The 19,570-nt window shown below is 56.2% G+C and carries 16 protein-coding genes and 1 pseudogene; 10 read left to right on the top strand and 7 right to left on the bottom strand.

Annotated elements, in window-relative coordinates:
* Positions 1-140 precede the first annotated feature (140 nt).
* A complete protein-coding gene (gene fliE, locus HMPREF3138_RS20705; RefSeq protein ID WP_025159836.1) occupies positions 141-455 on the top strand; it encodes a flagellar hook-basal body complex protein FliE in 315 nt (104 codons plus the stop codon).
* 439 nt (positions 456-894) lie between these two features.
* Positions 895-3,054, top strand: a complete 2,160-nt coding sequence (locus HMPREF3138_RS25835) for a phage tailspike protein (protein WP_071605361.1) — start codon at positions 895-897, stop codon at positions 3,052-3,054.
* A gap of 283 nt (positions 3,055-3,337) precedes the next feature.
* Here HMPREF3138_RS25835 and HMPREF3138_RS20695 read toward each other — a convergent pair whose 3' ends face one another.
* A complete protein-coding gene (locus HMPREF3138_RS20695) occupies positions 3,338-3,937 on the bottom strand; it encodes an FMN-dependent NADH-azoreductase (protein WP_038876886.1) in 600 nt (199 codons plus the stop codon).
* 129 nt (positions 3,938-4,066) lie between these two features.
* Here HMPREF3138_RS20695 and HMPREF3138_RS20690 point away from each other — a divergent pair, with 129 nt between their 5' ends.
* A complete protein-coding gene (locus HMPREF3138_RS20690; protein ID WP_038876889.1) occupies positions 4,067-4,996 on the top strand; it encodes a LysR family transcriptional regulator in 930 nt (309 codons plus the stop codon).
* A 478-nt stretch (positions 4,997-5,474) separates the two neighbouring features.
* Here the strand turns inward: HMPREF3138_RS20690 and HMPREF3138_RS20685 are convergent, their stop codons facing one another.
* The 4 genes from HMPREF3138_RS20685 to fliD all read right to left on the bottom strand — a co-directional run bounded on the left by HMPREF3138_RS20685 (position 5,475) and on the right by fliD (position 8,849).
* Positions 5,475-6,335 (bottom strand): helix-turn-helix transcriptional regulator, encoded by an 861-nt coding sequence (locus tag HMPREF3138_RS20685; RefSeq protein WP_038882061.1) that lies wholly within the window; start codon positions 6,333-6,335, stop codon positions 5,475-5,477.
* 308 nt (positions 6,336-6,643) lie between these two features.
* A complete protein-coding gene (gene fliT, locus HMPREF3138_RS20680) occupies positions 6,644-7,012 on the bottom strand; it encodes a flagella biosynthesis regulatory protein FliT (RefSeq protein WP_038876898.1) in 369 nt (122 codons plus the stop codon).
* Positions 7,012-7,422: a flagellar export chaperone FliS gene (gene fliS, locus HMPREF3138_RS20675; protein ID WP_038876901.1), complete on the bottom strand. Its 411-nt coding sequence runs from the start codon at positions 7,420-7,422 to the stop codon at positions 7,012-7,014. Before fliS ends, fliT begins: the two co-directional genes overlap by 1 nt.
* A 26-nt stretch (positions 7,423-7,448) precedes the next feature.
* Positions 7,449-8,849, bottom strand: coding sequence for a flagellar filament capping protein FliD (gene fliD, locus HMPREF3138_RS20670; protein WP_038876904.1), 1,401 nt, complete (start codon positions 8,847-8,849; stop codon positions 7,449-7,451).
* Positions 8,850-9,130: 281 nt separating this feature from the next.
* Here fliD and HMPREF3138_RS20665 point away from each other — a divergent pair, with 281 nt between their 5' ends.
* The 7 genes from HMPREF3138_RS20665 (at position 9,131) to tcyN (ending at position 15,099) form a co-directional block, all read left to right on the top strand.
* Positions 9,131-10,177: a flagellin FliC gene (locus HMPREF3138_RS20665; protein ID WP_038876907.1), complete on the top strand. Its 1,047-nt coding sequence runs from the start codon at positions 9,131-9,133 to the stop codon at positions 10,175-10,177.
* Positions 10,178-10,359: 182 nt separating this feature from the next.
* Positions 10,360-11,082, top strand: coding sequence for an RNA polymerase sigma factor FliA (locus HMPREF3138_RS20660; RefSeq protein WP_004934752.1), 723 nt, complete (start codon positions 10,360-10,362; stop codon positions 11,080-11,082).
* Between the two features lie 55 nt (positions 11,083-11,137).
* Complete coding sequence (gene fliZ / locus HMPREF3138_RS20655; protein WP_025303240.1) at positions 11,138-11,647, top strand: flagella biosynthesis regulatory protein FliZ; 510 nt, start codon at positions 11,138-11,140, stop codon at positions 11,645-11,647.
* A 125-nt stretch (positions 11,648-11,772) separates the two neighbouring features.
* The gene (locus tag HMPREF3138_RS20650) at positions 11,773-12,765 is read left to right on the top strand and encodes a D-cysteine desulfhydrase (RefSeq protein WP_025303239.1); all 993 of its coding nucleotides are present in this window, start codon (positions 11,773-11,775) and stop codon (positions 12,763-12,765) included.
* Between the two features lie 115 nt (positions 12,766-12,880).
* Entirely contained in the window at positions 12,881-13,681 is an 801-nt protein-coding gene (tcyJ, locus tag HMPREF3138_RS20645; RefSeq protein WP_038876910.1) for a cystine ABC transporter substrate-binding protein, read from the top strand.
* Positions 13,681-14,343: a cystine ABC transporter permease gene (tcyL, locus tag HMPREF3138_RS20640; protein WP_025303237.1), complete on the top strand. Its 663-nt coding sequence runs from the start codon at positions 13,681-13,683 to the stop codon at positions 14,341-14,343. The genes tcyJ and tcyL overlap by 1 nt, the downstream gene beginning before the upstream one ends.
* A gap of 3 nt (positions 14,344-14,346) precedes the next feature.
* A complete protein-coding gene (gene tcyN / locus HMPREF3138_RS20635; RefSeq protein WP_038876913.1) occupies positions 14,347-15,099 on the top strand; it encodes an L-cystine ABC transporter ATP-binding protein TcyN in 753 nt (250 codons plus the stop codon).
* A 32-nt stretch (positions 15,100-15,131) separates the two neighbouring features.
* Here tcyN and HMPREF3138_RS27255 read toward each other — a convergent pair.
* Both HMPREF3138_RS27255 and putA read right to left on the bottom strand, forming a co-directional pair.
* Positions 15,132-15,224: pseudogene (locus HMPREF3138_RS27255) on the bottom strand (type II toxin-antitoxin system HicB family antitoxin); the annotation flags it as partial.
* 214 nt (positions 15,225-15,438) lie between these two features.
* On the bottom strand, positions 15,439-19,410 hold the full coding sequence (gene putA / locus HMPREF3138_RS20630) for a trifunctional transcriptional regulator/proline dehydrogenase/L-glutamate gamma-semialdehyde dehydrogenase (RefSeq protein WP_038876915.1): 3,972 nt from the start codon (positions 19,408-19,410) through the stop codon (positions 15,439-15,441).
* Positions 19,411-19,570: the final 160 nt, after the last annotated feature.

The following is a 19,570-nucleotide window of genomic DNA, read 5'->3' as shown; positions in this document are numbered from 1 at the left end:
ACGATTCTGATTGCCCGATAAGCCGGGTTTTTTGCAGTTAATTAGCCGCTTTAGGTCTGAAAACGCTGTGCTAGGGTGTGCATCATTGGAGAAGTGCAGGGTGAAACTTCACCCGGCGAGACGAGATGATTGAGGACCAGATGGCGATTCAGGGCATTGAAGGGGTACTGCAGCAGATGCAGACCATGGCGGTTCAGGCCGGCAAAATGGGGCAGAATGCGGCGCCGCAGGGCGTCAGCTTCGCCAGCGAACTGACCGCGGCGCTCGGTAAGATCAGTGAGACCCAGCAAACGGCGCGCAAGCAGGCGCAGGATTTCGAACTGGGCGTGCCGGGCATCAGCCTGAACGATGTGATGGTCGATCTGCAGAAATCGTCGGTCTCTTTGCAACTGGGCGTGCAGGTGCGCAACAAGCTGGTGGCGGCCTACCAAGATATCATGAATATGCCGGTGTGATGAAAACTTTATGCATAGGATAAAATGTTCGACAGCATATCCTATGCATATACTTTACGTGACTGGTTTTATTTATTATTCGCTTTTTTTAGAACGCAAACCCCTATGGCTGGCATGTAATTCGTCGTGTTTTATGGGGGAAGGGGAACATGACACTCCTGACGATTTATGTGATCTTTTTTTTCCATAATTGTAACGGGCATTGTCAAATAGCGACTGTTTTCCCAACATAGAAAATCGTTAGTTTACTTCCTTTTATAATTGCGTTAGAAAATAAACATAACCGCCAAATATATACCTGAAGATAGCGTAAGAATTGTTAGTCAAGATTACTCACAATTTTTAGCACTAACTCGATAAAAACTCTCCCCATTTACTCTATTTTAAATAGGAAAATATGCTATTTTGCATCTTGGCGTGTTTTACCTTGGAGTAACTTATGGATCGCAGAAGCGTAGTCAAAGGTCTGGTCTCCTTTTTTTTCGGTGGCGCGATCACCTCGCCGGCTTGGGCAAAAGACAACGGGCCTCTCTGGCCTAACACAGCTTCACTCAGTGCTATCCCTCCTCGGTTGCTCACGCTCGTAAGCTCATTCAAAGGCAGTGCGAACGGCCAAATGTATATAGGCAGGGCTGATACCAACCCTCTTGTGTCGGCAAACCAGATTCCTGTGTATCTGGAACGGGCAGATGGCTCCCGTATGCTTGTTTCACAGCCTATATTACTCGATGAAAGTAGTGCTCCTCGTATCAACAGTGAAGCGGGGAGGCTTGTCACGCAAGAAAGTTATGCTTTGGCTGTGCATGATCGTGAGGGGGGGCAGCAGTTTTATATTCCCGATGTCCGTCAATATGAGCCTTATATTACTAACTTATATATTGATGAGAAATTGTCAGAGCTGTCTGACTCCACTGGAGCCGATCTTATTGGGTATAAAAATGCCACCGTAGGTGAAGAGTTGGGCTCATTAGAATTTATAAAAAGCACTGCTGATATTTACTACGCTACATTTTTTGAGACAAACACAAATGCGGTTAATTTAGTTACGTCTCACGATGGTCTTAACTGGAGTGACCCCGCTCAATTGAGTGATGGTAAAAAATCAATTGCAGGGCGTGACCCATCGATTTGTTTTTTCAAAAATAATTGGTTTGTAGCTATAACGGGAAATTCAGTTGAAAATTATGACATGCTCGTATATACCAGTAAAGACTTAATAAATTGGAAGCGTGTTAATGTCAAACTTAATGGAAATGAAGCTATTTGTAGCCGAAAAAAAACCTGGGATAAAGGAACGAGAGGTGCAGATAAATTATGGGCTCCAGAACTCATTGTTGAGAATGATGAGCTTTATGTTATTATTAGTATTTACTTAGGCTATGATCAATCATCTTCACCAACGGCTAAGTCGAATTACTTTGGCACATATATTGCCAAATGCATAGATATCAATGAGATGCGGTTTTCTGAACCGTCACGCATCGATTATCATGAATCTGATGGAAGTCTTAATAAATACAGCCGTATCGATGCCGATATTGTCAAGGATACCGAAAACAATAAATATTTACTTGCGGCAAAAAGAGAAAACTATGGTGTGATTGATGTTTTTCACAGTACATCATTTTTAGGGCCATATGAATATGTCAGTACGGTAAGTATGTCAACCGGTGGTGCGGATATTGACTATCTTATGCGCTCTGGCATAGAGGCTCCTTGTTTGTTTCAGCTAAAAACAGGTGAGTGGGCAATGATATTTGATCCGAATGATACTTTCGATGGGATAACTTATATAACGTCGCGGGATGGTTTTTTTTCCTTCAGTAAGCCACAAAAATTGCGTTTACCAAAATTTAGACATGGCACTATAAAGTCAGGGAGGTATGAGGGCTTGACGGCGAAAGGTGTTCAGGACCTTTATAGATGCAAAACGGCAACTTCAGCGGCAATAAGCTCCCAAGTTATTCCGAACAATTTCATTCGAATTAAAGAAAACTGCTCAATTATCCCTCAGTCAGATACTGTCTACTGGGCTAATGCATCATACAAGGTGACGTTGATTGCACCAAATCGTGGTGATTGCCCACGTAGCTTTTACTTTTGTGTGCGCAGCTCGGACCGTTCTGTGGTGCTAAGCCTCAACGGTGCTATCGTTGGTGGCTCGTATGATCTCGGTTGGGGGATCTCAAATGAGCGCATTATTGAGTTTTTTTATGACGGTCTAGATAATAAGTACCGCTGCGAGATGCTCGAGGTTAAGTCTTATAATGGGAGCCATTTATCTGCGTCTGCAGGAGGGAATGCTATTAACGCAAAGAGTACCGGCTGGATTCCTCAACATGGAATGACTTACACTGTTTCTACGTCTGACGGAACATGTGTTATACATGCGTTGCCCAATATGCCGGTAGGAACATATTTTAATGTTGTGATTCAAAGTGCAGAAGATACATTTATAGGTTTGATTATCAAAGCAGGGAATGGGAAAAACAATCTGGGTTTAACAGCTGATTTCTCTTATCGTGGTGGACCTGAGCAATACGATGGTAGAATCATTCGTATAGAAAAAGGCTCTGAGCTTTGGTTTGTTACAAAGTAACAGTTCGTGTCGACTCGTAATGCGTAGTGGTTGTTAATGTCAATTAATATGCATTGTCATATGATGAACATATTAGTCTAAAATTAACTTATCTGTATGTAAACTGAAGTGTGGGGCCAGTGAGCTCCGTGAAACCGAACATAATTATGCTGCATTATTAGCCTGCATAGTTAAAGGTACCACACTGGCTGGCATATCATTAAACCAAAGCGGCAATAATCTGCAAAAATGAGTGCCCGCTCAGATAGCGGGCTGAGGAACAAGATTTTTCGTACTTCATTAATCAATATACCAATTCCGCGATGCGCTCGTGGGCGCTCGCCAGCCCCTGCGCGAGGCCATGCGGTTTCATATCCAGCCCTTCGGCATAGATAAACTGCACGTCGCCGATCCCCATCAGCCCCAGCACCGACCGCAGGTAGGGCGTCACGGCGTCGGTCGGCTGGCCGGCGTGTACGCCGCCGCGTGAACTGAATACCAGCGCATTGACGCCCTCGACTAACCCGACCGGATAGGTGGCGGTATAGTTGAACGTTACCCGGGCGCGGGCCACCAGATCGAACCAGTTTTTCAGCTGGGTCGGTACGTTGAGGTTGTACATTGGCGCCCCGATCAGCAGCAGATCGCTCCCTTTCAGTTCGGCAATCAGCCGATCGGACAGCGCCACCGCCGCTTGGGCGCGTGGGCTGGTGTTTTCCGCGCCGCGCAGCGCACTGAACAGCTCGCCGTCCAATACCGGCAGATCCAACGCCGTCAGGTCGTGCTCGACGATCTTATCTTCGTGTCCTTTGGCCCGACGTTCCGCCAGATAGCGGTCAATCAGGTTATTGGTCTGCGAGTCATTTCCCATAATGCTGGATTTGAGCACCAGTATTTTTTTCATGTGGTTGTCCTCTGACGGTCATCTGTGGTTTTCACCGGTAATTCCGGAATGACTGCAGGTTATCATTGCTTGTTGTTCACCAGTGGTGATAGGTTTTCACTTAATTGATTCCAATTTGGAAACTATAAAATGAAAAGCGATCTCAGCGCGCTGCCGGCTTTTGTCGCCGTGGCGGAAGGCGGCAGTTTTGCCGCCGCCGCAGAAAAACTGCATCTGACGCGCTCCGCGGTCAGCAAAATCGTGTCGCGGCTGGAGGCGCGGCTCGGCGTGATGTTGTTTATGCGCACTACGCGCAGCCTGAGCCTGACGGATGAAGGGGCACTGTACTACGAGCACTGCCGGCAGGCGTTGGCGAACATACAGGCGGCGGAAAATCAGCTGGACAGCGGCAAGATGCAGGTCAGCGGCCGGCTCAGGGTCTCGGTGCCGGTGTTGTTCGGCCACCTGTGCATCGCCCCCTTGCTGACGGCGCTGGCGAATGAGCATCCGTTGCTGACGCTGGAAATCTCGTTCAGCGACCGCAGGATCGATCTGGTCGACGAAGGGGTCGATCTGGCGGTACGCATCGGCGAGCTGGCGGACAGCGGCAGTCTGGTTGCCCGGCGCCTGGGGGAACACGGCATGCTCCTGTGTGCTTCGCCCGACTACCTGCGGCGCAGCGGTGAGCCGATCACGATGGACGCGTTAAGCCGCCATCAGGCGGTGGGGTATCTGCACGCGGGCGCGGTGTTGCCCTGGCAACTTCGCGGCGAAAACGGCGAGCTGCAGCCGTTCAGGCCACCGGCCAAGATGATGATGGATGACATGCAGGGGATCGTCGATGCCGTTTCCGTCGGTGCCGGTATTGCCTGGCTGCCGGAGTGGCTGGTACGCGATCGGCTGGCGGCGGGGACGTTGGTGGAGATCATGCGCGGTGATTCCAGCCTCAGTTTTCCGGTGAATGTGGTATGGCCCTATATGCCTTACCAGCCGCTCAAGGTGAGACTGGCGGTGGACAAACTGGTGGCGGAGCTGCCGGGGAAATTGGCGCTTGCGGCGCCGTCGGTATCACAACGCTAAGAGCCGGAGCCGCAACCGACAGGAAATGGGCGCTAATGTACCGAATAGAGGGACGAAAACGGTGCTGTCAGGCTTATTGAATGCCCAGATGACCGTTTATTATGGCCTGATTAGTAGGGTTATTATTCGAGGTAGGTCAATGAGCACGAAAAGCGAATCCAGATGGCGTCTGATCAGTATTTTAATGCTGACGGTACTCGTCGTATTAATTGGCATTCTGATTAAACTGGACTGAAGTCTGACCAGGCGATAAAAGCCTGGCCATTTTATTGTGCGGCAAGTAAGCGCATCATGTCTTCTTCATACAGCAATGCTAAAAGCCACAGCCCCAACAACATTATTGCCAGAGAAAATAATCGCTTTTCATTACGCATCGTTTAATTTGCTCTTCGGCGGTTCGACGTTGCGTAGCCTATCTCAGCGTTGTGACAACTGTTAGGGACCTGTGCCAAATAAAGCCATTTTGTTGCGCGTTTATTTATGTTTCTCCGGCGGCTATTGCTTCGGCCCCCAGGGGGCCAGGTTCCATAATCCTTTGGTGGCCGCGAATGGCGGTCGGCGCAAAGCCGAAGCGCTTGCGAAAACGTTCGGCGAAACGCGACGCGCTTTCATAGCCGACATGTTGTGCGATGGCGGATATCGGCCAGTCGGTGGATTGCAGCAGGGCCAGCGCACTGCTCATGCGCACGTCGATCATCAGGTTGCGCAACGCGGTATTTTCCATCGACAGTTTGCGGCGCAGCATCACTTCACTCATCGACAGGCTCTCCGCGACTTTGGCCGCGGTCCAAATGCTGTGCGGATCGGTTGCCAGGCAGCGGCGCACGCGCTGCGTCAGGTCTTTGGCTTCGTTGTGGATGAAGCGAATGCCGAACTGGGCCAGCCACAGTAGAATTTCCAGCATTTTGTGCCGCACGATGATGGTGGGAAAACGCTGCCGGAGCGCCAGCGCCAGGCTGGTGGTCTCAAAGCTGTGCTTCAGGGCGCAGGGTAGATTGCGCAGCGCCAGGACGGCATCGAACGGCATCGGCGCCGGCGTTTCCTCGGCCGGAGGCTGAAAAGTGAGCAGCAGAGGGTCGCAGGTCAGCAACTGACAGCTGAACACGCCCTCTTCGGAGGGGCCGTTAATAATATCCACCGTTTGCCCCCCGTCGATAATCAACAGCTCGCCGGGATGAGCCACCACTTCGTGTTGTTGCCAGCGTACGCGCTTATGGCCTTGTTGTATCAGATACAGATGTGGTTGCTCAAAATAAACTGAAGGGAATAATAATTCAGTATGCTGAACGATGTGCGCTGAGGCACCAATTCCTGGACAGAGATTAATTGTACGTTCCATCGATATTCATTTCGCAGCCATTATCTGGGAATATCTTTACGCTTTGATCCGCGTTGGAGCAACATTTTTCCATGGGCTGTGAAACACAGCGGCGTGTTTTATCTATCAAAAATCAATTTCCTGCTGAACAGAAAACGTCCGTGTCGGGATGATGCTTATCCATTAAAGTGAGAGCCAGGCTCGAAGTGCGCATTTTACCAATTACCCATAAACTGAATAATTCAAATGCCATAGATTAATATCCTAACGTAACCCGAGAGTAATAGCGCATGGTGCTATTTAATCCATTTTCGTCAGTATTGTCGATCTTATCGGACCTGTGGTTCCCCCAGCAACAGCGCGCGGTCATGAAACTGGCCGTAGGTATTGTTGACCACGTTCTGGCGCGTGGACTGCTCGATCAGCGTTTTCAGCTCATCCATGCGCTGCTGTAACAGACGCTTGAGCTCGGTTTCGTTGTCGAGGATCTGTTGCAGCTTATTGCGCAGCATCTCCTGCAAGGCCATAGACGGGCCGGCTTGCCCGGTAAAGGCGGCGGTTTTTTCCACCGCCGTCACGTAGGCGAATTCGAGTTCGACGAGCTCTTCCCAGCGCCCGGTTTGCGCCAGCGCGATCATCTGGCTGCTCAGGCTGTAAATTTGTTGATAAGCGGCTAACAGCTGCTGTTGACGTTCCATTACACGGCGTCCTGCGAAGGTTGGTAGTTGGGGCCGATCTGGCGCCAGGCGTCGGCGATGTTCTCCAGCAGTTTGACCACTTCGGCGATCGCCGCCTCGTCGTTATGCAGGTTGGCCTGCATTAACCGACGCTTCATGTAGTCGTACAACGCCGCCAGGTTTTCGGCGATCTCGCCGCCCTGCTGAGGGTCCAGGCCGCCTTTCAGGCCGTTGTCGATGATGTTGATGGCTTTGGACAGCGCCAGGCCTTTGCCGGCGATATCGCCCTGGTTCATCAGGATGCGTGCGCGAAGCAGGGCGCTGAGCGCCCCGTCGAACAACATCACGATTAACTGGTGCGGGCTGGCGCTCATGGCGCCGCTTTCCAGACTGACCTGTGCATAGGCCTGAGTGCCGCTACGGTTATACATGCTGTTTTCTTTGCCTTGTTAAAGGGTTATTTGAACTGTTGAGCCAAATAGTTACTGGTGCCGTTCATTTTCGACATCATGGTATCCAGCTGAACGAACTGTTGTTTATAACGATCGATGGTGTTTTGAATGCTGGCCGTGACCGTGGTGATCTGGCTGTTCAGGCGATCGAGGTTAGTGTTGATGCTTTTGGTCGAGTTCTCGATGATGCCGCCGGATTTGATGTAGCTCTGGATCTCGTTGTGGATCTCGGTGGCCATGCCGGTGTCTTTGCCGTTACCGACGAAGAAGTTGCTGACCTGATCCGGCTTTTCATCCATCGCTTTCTTCAGCTTGGCGCTGTCGATTTCCAGCTTGCCGGTTTTGGTGTTGGTAGAGATGCCGAGGTTGCCCAGACCTTTTAATTCCGGATTGTCTTGGGCGGCGCTCAGCGCGCTTTTGATCGACGACTGAATGCCGCGCAGGGTGTTGTCGCCCAGCAGCGGGCCGTTGGTTGGGTTTGGCGCTTCGCCGGTTTTCACCGGGGTGAACTTGGACAACGCGTTGAAGGTGTCCAGCAGCGAGTTATAGCTGTCGACCCACTCTTTGATCTTGTCGGTGGTGCCGGCGGTGTTGGTGCTGATCACCAGGTGTTGCGGTTCATCGGTTTTGGTTTTGGTTTTCAGATCGATGGTGACGCCCTGCAGGGCATCGCTGATCGAGTTGGTGCTGCGTTTGATGGCCGTGCCGTTCACCATCAGCTCCGCGTCCTGCGGCGCGACCGTCTGCTTCATGGCGGTGGTGGTGCCGCGGGTGGCGTTGTAGTTCAGGATATCGCCCAGTTTGTCGTCGTTGTCGACCTGGAGGGAAATCTTGTTGTTTTCACCAGTGGTGGAGGAACTGATCGCCAGCTGATAGTCGTTGTCGCCGACGCGCATGATGCTGGCGGTGACGCCGGCCTTGGCGCCGTTGATGGCGTCGCGCAGCTCAACCAGCGAGGTTTGATCGTCGCTCAGCGGGATTTTGGTGGCTTTCGGCGGGTTGCCGGCGGTGATGGTCAGGGAGCGGTCGGTGGCGCCTTCGGTGCCTAACTTAGCGCCCTGGTCGCTGACTTTCGCCTGAGTGGTCAGGGTTTGCGCCTGCGCCAGGTTCTTCACTTCCACCACATAGTTGCCCGGCACCGCCTTGGCGTTGGTGGTGATCTTGAAGGCGTCGTGTTCGGTGGCGGTGGTGGCCTTGAAGAAGTCCTCTTTCGCCATCTCTTTGCTGAGGTTGTCGAACTTTTCCAACGCGCCCTTCAGCGTGCCGTAACCGGTCAACTGGGCTTTATAGCTGGATTGTTTGGTGGTGTAAGGGGTCAGGCGCTGTTGTTCCGCTTTGGTCAGCTTATCCAGCAAGCCGTTGAGGTCGAGTCCTGAGCCGAGACCTAATGAACTGATCGTTGCCATGAGTAATTCTCCTTGATTATGACTTTATTCGCTTTACGCGTTATCGGCCCAGTGATGAAAAAGTTTACCGAAAAAAACAAAAAACCGATGGCGCAATAGAAGAGGGAAAAACCGCGTTATTTCCGCCATTGCCGCCGGCGCAAAAAATTTTAAAAAATTGCTAAAGGTTGTTAGGGGAGGGCCGATACCTGAGGGGACGGTGGTTGACGCCGTGGGCAAACAAGCCCGAACCTTTTAACTGTGTTGCGAAGAACGCAACTGACTCGTAAGGAAAGCAAACAATGGCACAAGTAATCAACACTAACAGCCTGTCGCTGATGGCGCAGAACAACCTGAACAAATCTCAGTCTTCTTTGGGTACTGCGATTGAGCGTCTGTCTTCCGGTCTGCGTATCAACAGCGCGAAAGACGATGCTGCGGGTCAGGCTATCTCCAACCGTTTCACCGCGAACATCAAAGGCCTGACTCAGGCTTCTCGCAACGCCAACGACGGTATCTCCCTGGCGCAGACCACTGAAGGTGCACTGAACGAAGTTAACGACAACCTGCAGAACATTCGTCGTCTGACCGTACAGGCGCAGAACGGTTCCAACTCTTCCAGCGACCTGAAATCCATCCAGGACGAAATCACTCAGCGCATGTCGGAAATCAACCGTATCTCCGAGCAGACCGATTTCAACGGCGTGAAAGTGCTGAGCAGCGATCAGAAACTGACCATCCAGGTTGGCGCTAACGACGGTGAAACCATCGATATCGACCTGCAGAAAATCGACTCCACTAAACTGGGTCTGGATGGCTTCGACGTGACCAAAAAAGGTCCTAAACTGGGTGCAGAAGTTACCGGTACCGTAAAAGTTGGTGATAAAGATCTGACTGTTGACCCAATGGGTACAGGTAAAAAACTGTTCTCTGGTAAAGATGCTACTGGCAAAGATACATTCTACGTAGAAACTACCGATAAAGGTGTTAAAACTTACAAAGAAGCTACCATTGCTGAAGACGGTACAACTGCAGGTAAAGCAAAAATCACCGAAGGCACTACTGACGTTAAGATGGCAGATCCGCTGGCTACCTTGGACAAAGCGCTGTCTCAGGTTGACTCCCTGCGTTCTTCCCTGGGTGCGGTACAGAACCGTTTCGATTCTGTTATCAAGAACCTGAACAGCACCGTGAACAACCTGTCCGCTTCTCAGTCCCGTATCCAGGATGCTGATTACGCGACCGAAGTGTCCAACATGAGCCGTGCCAACATCCTGCAACAGGCTGGCACCTCTGTTCTGGCACAGGCTAACCAGTCTACTCAGAACGTGCTGTCCCTGCTGCGTTAATCGTCTCTCCCGATTAACTGTCGCAAAGAAACCCCGCTTCGGCGGGGTTTTTTTATGCTCGCGCACCGCGCGGTTATTACATGGCGCAAATAAAGCCCGTTTTGTGCGACTGTTCAGCCGATTGGCATTTCGCCCCCTACGCATAATAGCGCTGACTCTCTTATCCGCAGGTTTAAGACATAGTGAGCGATCTGTATACCGCCGAAGGCGTGATGGACAAAAATTCTCTCTGGCTGCGCTACGTCCCGTTAGTGCGCCACGAGGCGTTGCGCCTGCAGGTCAGGTTGCCCGCCAGCGTGGAGCTTGACGACTTGCTGCAGGCCGGGGGAATCGGGTTATTGAACGCCGTTGAGCGTTATGACGCCCTACAGGGAACCGCCTTTACCACCTATGCGGTGCAGCGCATTCGCGGCGCGATGCTCGACGAACTGCGCAGCCGCGACTGGGTGCCGCGCAGCGTGCGGCGCCATGCGCGCGAGGTCGCGCAGGTGATGCGGCAACTGGAACAGCGTTATGGCCGTCCGGCGAGCGAGACGGAAGTGGCGCAGACGCTGAATATCTCGCTGGATGAGTACCGTCAAATTCTGTTGGACACCAATAACAGCCAGCTTTTCTCCTACGACGAATGGCGCGAGGAGCATGGCGAGAACGCGGAACCGATGCTGGAAGGGCATGAAGAGGCCAACCCGCTGCATCACCTGTTGGAAGGCAGCCTGCGCCAGCGGGTGATCGACGCCATCGAGGCGTTGCCGGAGCGCGAAAAAATGGTGCTGACGCTGTATTACCAGGAAGAGTTGAATCTCAAAGAGATCGGCGCCGTGCTGGACGTCGGGGAATCCCGCGTCAGCCAATTGCACAGTCAGGCGATCAAACGGCTGCGCGCGCGGCTGGCGAACGATACCTGACGGCGGCCCACCGCCCCTCAACTCGATGACTCATGCGACAATCGGACTGCCCTTTATGCCAGGAATACTGTTGAAGAAACGGCCGCTTAGCCGTTACCTGAAAGACTACAAGCACAGCCAGACCCATTGCTCCCAGTGCGGCAAACTGTTGGACCGCATGGCGCTGGTGTTTCGCGGCAAGATTATCAATAAAGAAGCCATCGCGCGCATGGATCAGCCGATCGACGATGCGGTCTGGCAAAACGTGCAGCACGAGCTGACCGCGCTGTGCCGCTTCTGCAGCGAGATCTCCTGCAACAGCCACCCCAGCTATTTCGACATCATGGCGTTCAAACAGTATCTGTTCGAGCAGACCGAGATGAGCCACAGCACCATCCGTGAGTATGTGGTGCGGCTGCGCCGGCTGGACGAAATGCTGGTGGCGCGCAACTACCCGGCGGACAAGTTCGCCAGCAGCGCCAGCCATCAGCGCATCATCGACGATCTGCCTACCGCGGCGCACAACAACTACCGCATTGCGCTGCGCAAATACGATCAGTATCTCGCCTGGCAGCGCAGTTACTGAGACTTTTCCCCGGCCGTTGGGCCGGGGCCTGCTGTTTCCCCCGTGATAAAGGATGATTATTCAGTTCACATCTGATAAATCTATCGCTTATCTGATGTCGATATTCGATTCCCTGGGGGGAAGTAGTGAACCTGCAACAACAACTGGCGCAATTCCCGCGTCTGGATCTGGTTGGCACCGCCACACCGCTGGAAAAGCTGTCCCGCCTCTCCGATTACCTCGGCCGCGAAATCTACCTTAAACGTGACGATGTCACTCCTATGGCCATGGGCGGCAACAAGCTGAGAAAGCTTGAGTTTTTGGCCGCCGACGCGCTGCGTCAAGGTGCCGATACGCTGGTCACCGCCGGCGCCATTCAATCCAACCACGTGCGCCAGACGGCGGCGGTGGCGGCGAAACTGGGCCTGCACTGCGTCGCGCTGCTGGAAAACCCTATCGATACCCGCGCGGAAAACTACCTGACCAACGGCAACCGCCTGTTGCTCGGCCTGTTCAACGCCGAGGTGGTGATGTGCGAAGCGCTGCACGATCCGCAGCAGCAGCTGGCGGAACTGGCGACGCGCCTTGAGGCGCAGGGCTTTCGCCCTTACGTGGTGCCGGTGGGCGGCTCCAATGCTCTGGGCGCGCTGGGATACGTGCAGTGCGCATTGGAAATCGCCGAGCAGAGCCAACGCAGCAACGTGGCGTTCAGTTCGGTGGTGGTGGCGTCCGGCAGCGCCGGCACCCACGCCGGGCTGGCGGTGGGGCTGCAGCAGCTGCTGCCGGAAACCGAACTGATCGGCGTGACCGTCTCGCGCACGGTGATCGATCAGCTGCCGAAGGTGGAGCAGATCCAGAAAGCTCTGGCCTGTTCGCTGAATATCGACGAACTGGCGCCGATCGCGCTGTGGGACGATTACTTCGCGCCGCAGTACGGCATGCCGAACGAAGAGGGCATGGCGGCGGTGCAGCTGCTGGCGCAGCAAGAGGGCGTATTGCTGGATCCGGTATACACCGGCAAAGCGATGGCCGGTTTGATCGACGGCATTGCCCAGCGGCGCTTCCGCGATGAAGGCCCTATTCTGTTCGTTCACACCGGCGGCGCGCCGGCGCTGTTCGCCTACCATCCGCAGGTGTAAACACCGCTTGTTATTCCATTTTGAACTATATTTATAAAGTTATATTCCTTTATGCGGGCAGTCGCACTGTTAAAGTGCTGATATCAAAAAAGATAAATAACACACAGGGGTGTTTATGATGTTTGCAAAAGTTCGTCGTCAATGGCTGTTGGGCGTGGTGGGCGTCGCGTTGGCCGCCGGTTTGGCGACCCAAACCTACGCTGCCGACAATCTGCTGCAGCAGGTGAAGCAGCGCGGCACGCTGATCGTCGGCCTGGAAGGCACCTATCCGCCGTTCAGCTTCCAGGGGGAAGACGGCAAGCTGACCGGTTTCGAAGTGGATTTCGCCAACGCGCTGGCGGAACACCTGGGCGTGAAAGCCAAGCTGAACCCGACCAAGTGGGACGGCATGCTGGCTTCGCTGGATTCGAAGCGCATCGACGTGGTCATCAACCAGGTGACGCTCTCCGATGAGCGCAAGAAGAAATATGACTTCTCCACCCCTTACACCGTTTCCGGTATTCAGGCGCTGGTGAAAAAAGGCAACGAAGGCACCATCACCAAGCCGGAAGACCTGAAGGGCAAGAAGGTCGGCGTTGGCCTGGGCACCAACTATGAGCAATGGCTGCGCGCGAACGTGCAGGGCGTAGATGTTCGCACCTACGACGACGACCCGACCAAGTATCAGGATCTGCGCGTTGGCCGCATTAACGCCATTCTGGTGGATCGCCTGGCGGCGCTGGATCTGGTGAAGAAAACCGGCGATACGCTGGCGGTAGCCGGCCCGGCGTTCTCTCGTCAGGAGTCCGGCGTGGCGCTGCGCAAGAACAACCCAGAGCTGCTGGCCGCGATTGACCAGGCGATCGCCGAGATGCAAAAAGACGGCACGCTGGCGAAGATCTCCGAGAAATGGTTTGGCGCGGACGTAACTAAATAATGCACGAAAGTATTCAACTGGCGCTGGATTCAGCGCCATTTTTATTGAAGGGCGCAATACTGACGCTTCAGCTCAGCCTGGGCGGCATGGCGTTGGGGTTGCTGCTCGGTTTTCTGCTGGCGCTGATGCGCCTTTCGCCGCTGTGGCCGCTGTCGTGGCTGTCGCGCATTTACGTGTCGCTGTTCCGCGGCACGCCGTTGATCGCCCAGCTGTTTATGATCTACTACGGTCTGCCGCAGTTCGGCATCGAGTTCGATCCTTTCCCGGCGGCGCTGATTGGCCTGTCGCTCAATACCGCCGCCTACACCTCGGAAACGCTGCGTGCGGCGATTTCGTCGATCGACAAAGGGCAGTGGGAAGCCGCCGCCAGCATCGGCATGACCCGTTGGCAAACCCTGCGCCGAGTGATCCTGCCGCAGGCGGCGCGCACCGCCTTGCCGCCGCTGGGCAACAGCTTCATCGGCCTGGTGAAAGACACCTCGCTGGCCGCCACCATTCAGGTGCCGGAACTGTTCCGTCAGGCGCAGCTGATCACCTCGCGCACGCTGGAAGTGTTCACCATGTACCTGGCGGCATCGCTGATTTACTGGGTGATGGCGACCCTGCTTTCCGCGCTGCAAAACCGTCTGGAAGCCCACGTTAATCGCCAGGATCAGGAGTAGTGCATGAGTGCCATTGAAGTTAAGCAATTGACCAAGCAGTTTAAGGGTCAGACGGTGCTGCATGGGATCGATCTGGCGGTGGACGCCGGCGAAGTGGTGGCGATCATCGGGCCGAGCGGCTCGGGGAAAACCACCTTATTGCGCTGCATTAACCTGCTGGAGGAGCCGGATTCCGGCACCATTCGCGTCGGTGATATCCTGATCGACGGCAGCAAGCCGCTGAGCAAACAGAAAAATCAGGTGCGAGCGCTGCGCCAGCAGGTCGGTTTCGTGTTCCAGAACTTCAACCTGTTCCCGCACCGTTCGGTGTTGGAAAACATCATCGAAGGGCCGGTTATCGTCAAGGGCGAGGCGAAAGCCAGCGCGGAACAGCGGGCTCGCGCGTTGCTGGCCAAGGTGGGATTGAGCGGCAAGGAGCAGGCGTATCCGCGGAGGCTGTCCGGCGGCCAACAGCAGCGAGTGGCTATTGCGCGCGCGCTGGCGATGCAGCCGGAGGTGATCTTGTTTGATGAGCCGACGTCGGCGCTCGATCCCGAGCTGGTGGGGGAAGTGCTCAATACCATGCGCTCATTGGCGGAAGAGAAACGCACCATGGTGATCGTCACCCATGAGATGAGCTTTGCCCGCGACGTGGCGGACCGAGTTATCTTTATGGACCACGGCCGCATCGTTGAACAGGGCCCGGCCAAAGCGCTGTTCGCCAACCCGCAGCACCAGCGCACTCAGCAATTCCTCGACAAATTCTTGAATCAATAAGACGGCGGGGGGGAGCTTCCCCCCGTTCGCATTCACTCCGTTTTCAACAACTCGTTTCGCGCGGCGGCGGCGAGAAACCCGCTGCGGCTACCGTATCCCGGGTGTTGCCGAACCCGAGAGTCAATGTGACGAGTAGCGTTCTGCCACGGTTTGCAAGCAGACTAATTCGTTCTGAGTTCACCCTGTTGTTATCGCCCATGAGGCGCCGCTTCCTCGTGCCAGGATAGCAAGACGCTAACGGCTGACCGGGCTGCGGGCAATAAAAAACCCTGCACAAGTGCAGGGTTTACGTAGCAGTGAGCCAATCAGGCGGCCATGCATGGCCGCCTTGACGATGCGTTAACCGATGGTCATCAGGCTGGCGTTACCGCCGGCGGCGGCGGTGTTGACGCTCAGCGAACGCTCGATCAGCAGGCGTTCCAACAGGATGTTGGTTTCACCGTGGGCGAAGCCCTGCACCGAGACAATGGCGCCGCCGCGCTGCGCGATCTGCTCGCACAGGGTGCGCAGCTGGTCGGCATCGCCGTGGTAGATGGCGGCGTCGAACTCGACCTTGTCCTGCTGCCAGTCTTTGCTGAAGGCGATGCGCGCCTGCACATCGTTCGGCAAGCGGCGGAACAGATTGCGCTGCAGTTCCGCTTCCGGCCACAGCGCGCTGCTGCCGACCGCCAGCACGGCGGCCAACTGGATCAGCGCGTCGGCTTCGTTATCCGCCAGGCACAGCACGCGTTCACGCGGCAGCAGGGCATAGGTATTGCGCTCGCCGGTCGGGCCCGGCAGCGGGCGTACGGTGCCGCCCTGGCCCAGTTCCGCATAGCGCTGCGCCAATGCCGCCAGTTCGCCGTGTTGGCTGGTGACCGCCCATTTCTCCAGCGATTGCAGCGCGCCCAACAGCTGCGGCCGCGCCGTGGCTTCCATCGGGCGCTCATCGTCCTGACGGTGCAGCGTACGCTGCAGCGCGTCGTCCGGACGGTTGGCCAGCAGACGGTACAGGTACAGCGGGCCGCCGGCTTTCGGGCCGGTGCCCGACAGGCCTTCGCCGCCGAACGGCTGTACGCCGACCACCGCACCAACCATGTTACGGTTGACATACAGGTTGCCGACCTTGGCGCGTTCGGTCACCCGGGCGATGGTTTCATCGATACGGGTGTGAATGCCCAGCGTCAGGCCATAACCGGCGGCGTTGATCTGATCGACCAGCGCGTCCAGATTGTTGCGCTGGAAGCGCACCACGTGCAGCACCGGGCCAAAGATCTCTTTTTGCAGCTCGTCGAAGCTGTCGAGCTCGATCAGCGTCGGCTTGATGAAGGTGCCGCGCGCCCACTCTTTCTCATCCTGCGCGCTGCCTTTGGCTGCCTGGTACACCTTGCGGCCTTTGGCGCGCATCGCCTGGATGTGGCGTTCGATGCCGGTTTTGGCTTCGGCGTCGATCACCGGGCCCACGTCGGTAGACAGGCGCTCCGGGTTGCCCATGCGGCATTCGGCCATCGCGCCGCGCAGCATTTGCAGCGTGTGCTCGGCCACGTCTTCCTGAATGCACAGGATACGCAGCGCGGAGCAGCGCTGGCCGGCGCTGTCGAAGGCGGAGGCCACCACGTCGGTCACCACCTGTTCGGTCAGGGCGGAGGAGTCGACGATCATGGCGTTCAGGCCGCCGGTTTCGGCGATCAGCGGCGTCGGACGGCCTTGCGGATCCAGACGGCCGGCGATGCTGCGCTGCAGAATGCCGGCGACGTCGGTGGAGCCGGTGAACATCACGCCGCGGACGCGGGCGTCGTTAACCAGCGTTGAGCCGACGGTTTCACCCTGGCCCGGCAGCAGCTGCAGCACGCCTTGTGGAATGCCGGCTTCCAGCAGGATGCGCACTGCCTGCGCGGCTACCAATGGCGTTTGCTCGGCCGGTTTGGCCAGCACGCTGTTGCCCGCCGCCAGCGCCGCGGCGATTTGGCCGGTGAAGATCGCCAGCGGGAAGTTCCACGGGCTGATGCAGACCACTGGGCCCAGCGGACGGTGGCTGTCGTTGGCGAAATCGTCGCGCACCTGGCCGGCGTAGTAGTGCAGGAAGTCCACCGCTTCGCGCACTTCGGCGATAGCGTTGTTGAAGGTTTTACCCGCTTCACGCACCAGAATGCCCAGCAGGCTTTGCAGCTGACTCTCCATCAACTCGGCGGCGCGTTCGAGGATCGCGGCGCGCTCCGTCGGCGGCGTAGCGAACCAGATTGGGCCGGCGGCCGCGGCGGCGTCGAGCGCACGGCTGACTTCGCCTTCGGTGGCTTCACGTACGTAGCCGACCACATCGCCCGGCTCGGCCGGGTTGATCACCGGTTGCTCCACGCCCTGATCCAATTCGGCATCGATGATCGGTTCCGCGCGCCACGGATGGCTGGCGCTGGTGAGCAGGGCGCTGGAGAGCGAGGCCAGACGCTGTTCGTTGGACAGATCCAGACCGCTGGAGTTAGTGCGTTTCTCGCCGTACAGCTCGCGCGGCAGCGGAATGCGCGGATGCGGCAGGCCGATCTGGCCTTCGCTGGCCGCCAGCGTTTCCACGGCGCTGACCGGATCGGCCACCAGCTCGTCGAGCGGCAGGGTGGCATCGGCGATGCGGTTGACGAACGAGGTGTTGGCGCCGTTTTCCAGCAGGCGGCGCACCAGATAAGCCAGCAGCGTTTCATGGGTACCGACCGGCGCATAGATGCGGCAAGGGCGGTTCAGTTTGCCGTCGGCCACTTTACCCACCACCTGCTCGTACAGCGGCTCACCCATACCGTGCAGGCACTGGAACTCATACTGGCCAGGGTAGTAGTTGTTGCCGGCCAGATGGTAGATGGCGCTCAGGGTATGGGCGTTGTGGGTCGCGAACTGCGGATAGATCAGGTTCGGCACAGACAGCAGCTTGCGGGCGCAGGCCAGGTAGGAAACGTCGGTATAGACCTTGCGGGTGTAGACCGGGTAGCCTTCCAGGCCGTCCATCTGGGCGCGTTTGATTTCGCTGTCCCAGTAGGCGCCCTTCACCAGACGGATCATCAGGCGACGGCGGCTGCGTTGCGCCATGTCGATCACCGCGTCGATGGCGAACGGGCAGCGTTTCTGGTAGGCCTGAATCACGAAGCCGATGCCGTTCCAGCCGGCCAGCTGCGGTTCGAAGCACAGCTTCTCCAGCAGATCGAGCGAGATCTCCAGGCGGTCGGCCTCTTCGGCGTCGATGTTGATGCCGATATCGTACTGGCGTGCCTGCAGGGTCAGCGACAGTAGGCGCGGGTAGAGTTCTTCCATGACGCGTTCGTACTGCGCGCGGCTGTAGCGCGGGTGCAGGGCGGACAGCTTGATGGAGATGCCGGGGCCTTCATAGATGCCACGGCCGTTGGAGGCTTTGCCGATGGCGTGGATCGCCTGCTGGTAGGAAACCAGGTAGGCCTGGGCGTCGGCTTCGGTCAGGGCGGCTTCGCCCAGCATGTCGTAGGAGTAGCGGAAGCCTTTTTCTTCGAGCTTACGCGCGTTGGCCAGCGCTTCGGCGATGGTTTCGCCGGTCACGAACTGTTCGCCCATCAGGCGCATCGCCATGTCCACGCCTTTGCGGATCAGCGGTTCGCCGCTCTTGCTGATAATGCGGTTCAGCGAACGGGACAGATTGGCTTCGTTATGCGTGGACACCAGCTTGCCGGTGAACAGTAGGCCCCAGGTGGCGGCGTTGACGAACAGCGACGGGCTGCGCCCCAGGTGCGAGTGCCAGTTGCCGTTGCTGATCTTGTCGCGGATCAGGGCATCGCGGGTTGGTTTATCCGGAATACGCAGCAGCGCTTCCGCCAGGCACATCAGCGCCACGCCTTCCTGAGAGGAGAGGGAGAACTCTTGCAGCAGGCCTTGCACCATGCCGGCGCGGCCGTTTGCACTTTTTTGGTTACGCAACTTCTCGGCGATGCCATAGGCCATTTTGTGAGTAGCCTGAGCAAGATCGGCGGGTAATCGCGCCTGTTCGAGCAACATCGGCACCGCTTCGGTCTCCGGGCGACGATAGGCGGCCGTGATGGCGGCGCGGGTGACCGACTGCGGCAGAATTTGTTCGGCGAAATCGAGGAATGGCTGGTGTGACTCTTCCTGCGCTTGCGGCATAATGTCGTCCGCTTCAGCCTGGCCCGCAGCGGCCAGCGCTGGAATTTCAGGAATATCGGTACCGCTCTCGAGACGCTCGAGGTAATTAAAGATGGCCTGCTTGATGAGCCAGTGCGGCGTGCGATCGATGCGCTGCGCGGCGCTCTTGATCCGGTCGCGTGTTGCCTCGTCGAGTTTCACGCCCATTGTGGTAGTGCCCATGCCAATCCAACTCCTGTGTTTAGAACCTATCCCATCAGGCTAGACAAACAGCAGGCCGGAAAGCCTGTTGGGATAGGTTCGTGAGATGTGTGGTGTCAAGAATGCAGACAATATCCTGCATGTTGCAACTTTGTGCAACCTTGTTAAATCAGGCTGATGA

The sequence above is a fragment of the Serratia sp. HMSC15F11 genome (assembly GCF_001808215.1).
Classification (GTDB): Bacteria; Pseudomonadota; Gammaproteobacteria; order Enterobacterales; family Enterobacteriaceae; genus Serratia; species Serratia nevei.
This window is presented reverse-complemented; position numbering and strand designations above follow the sequence as displayed.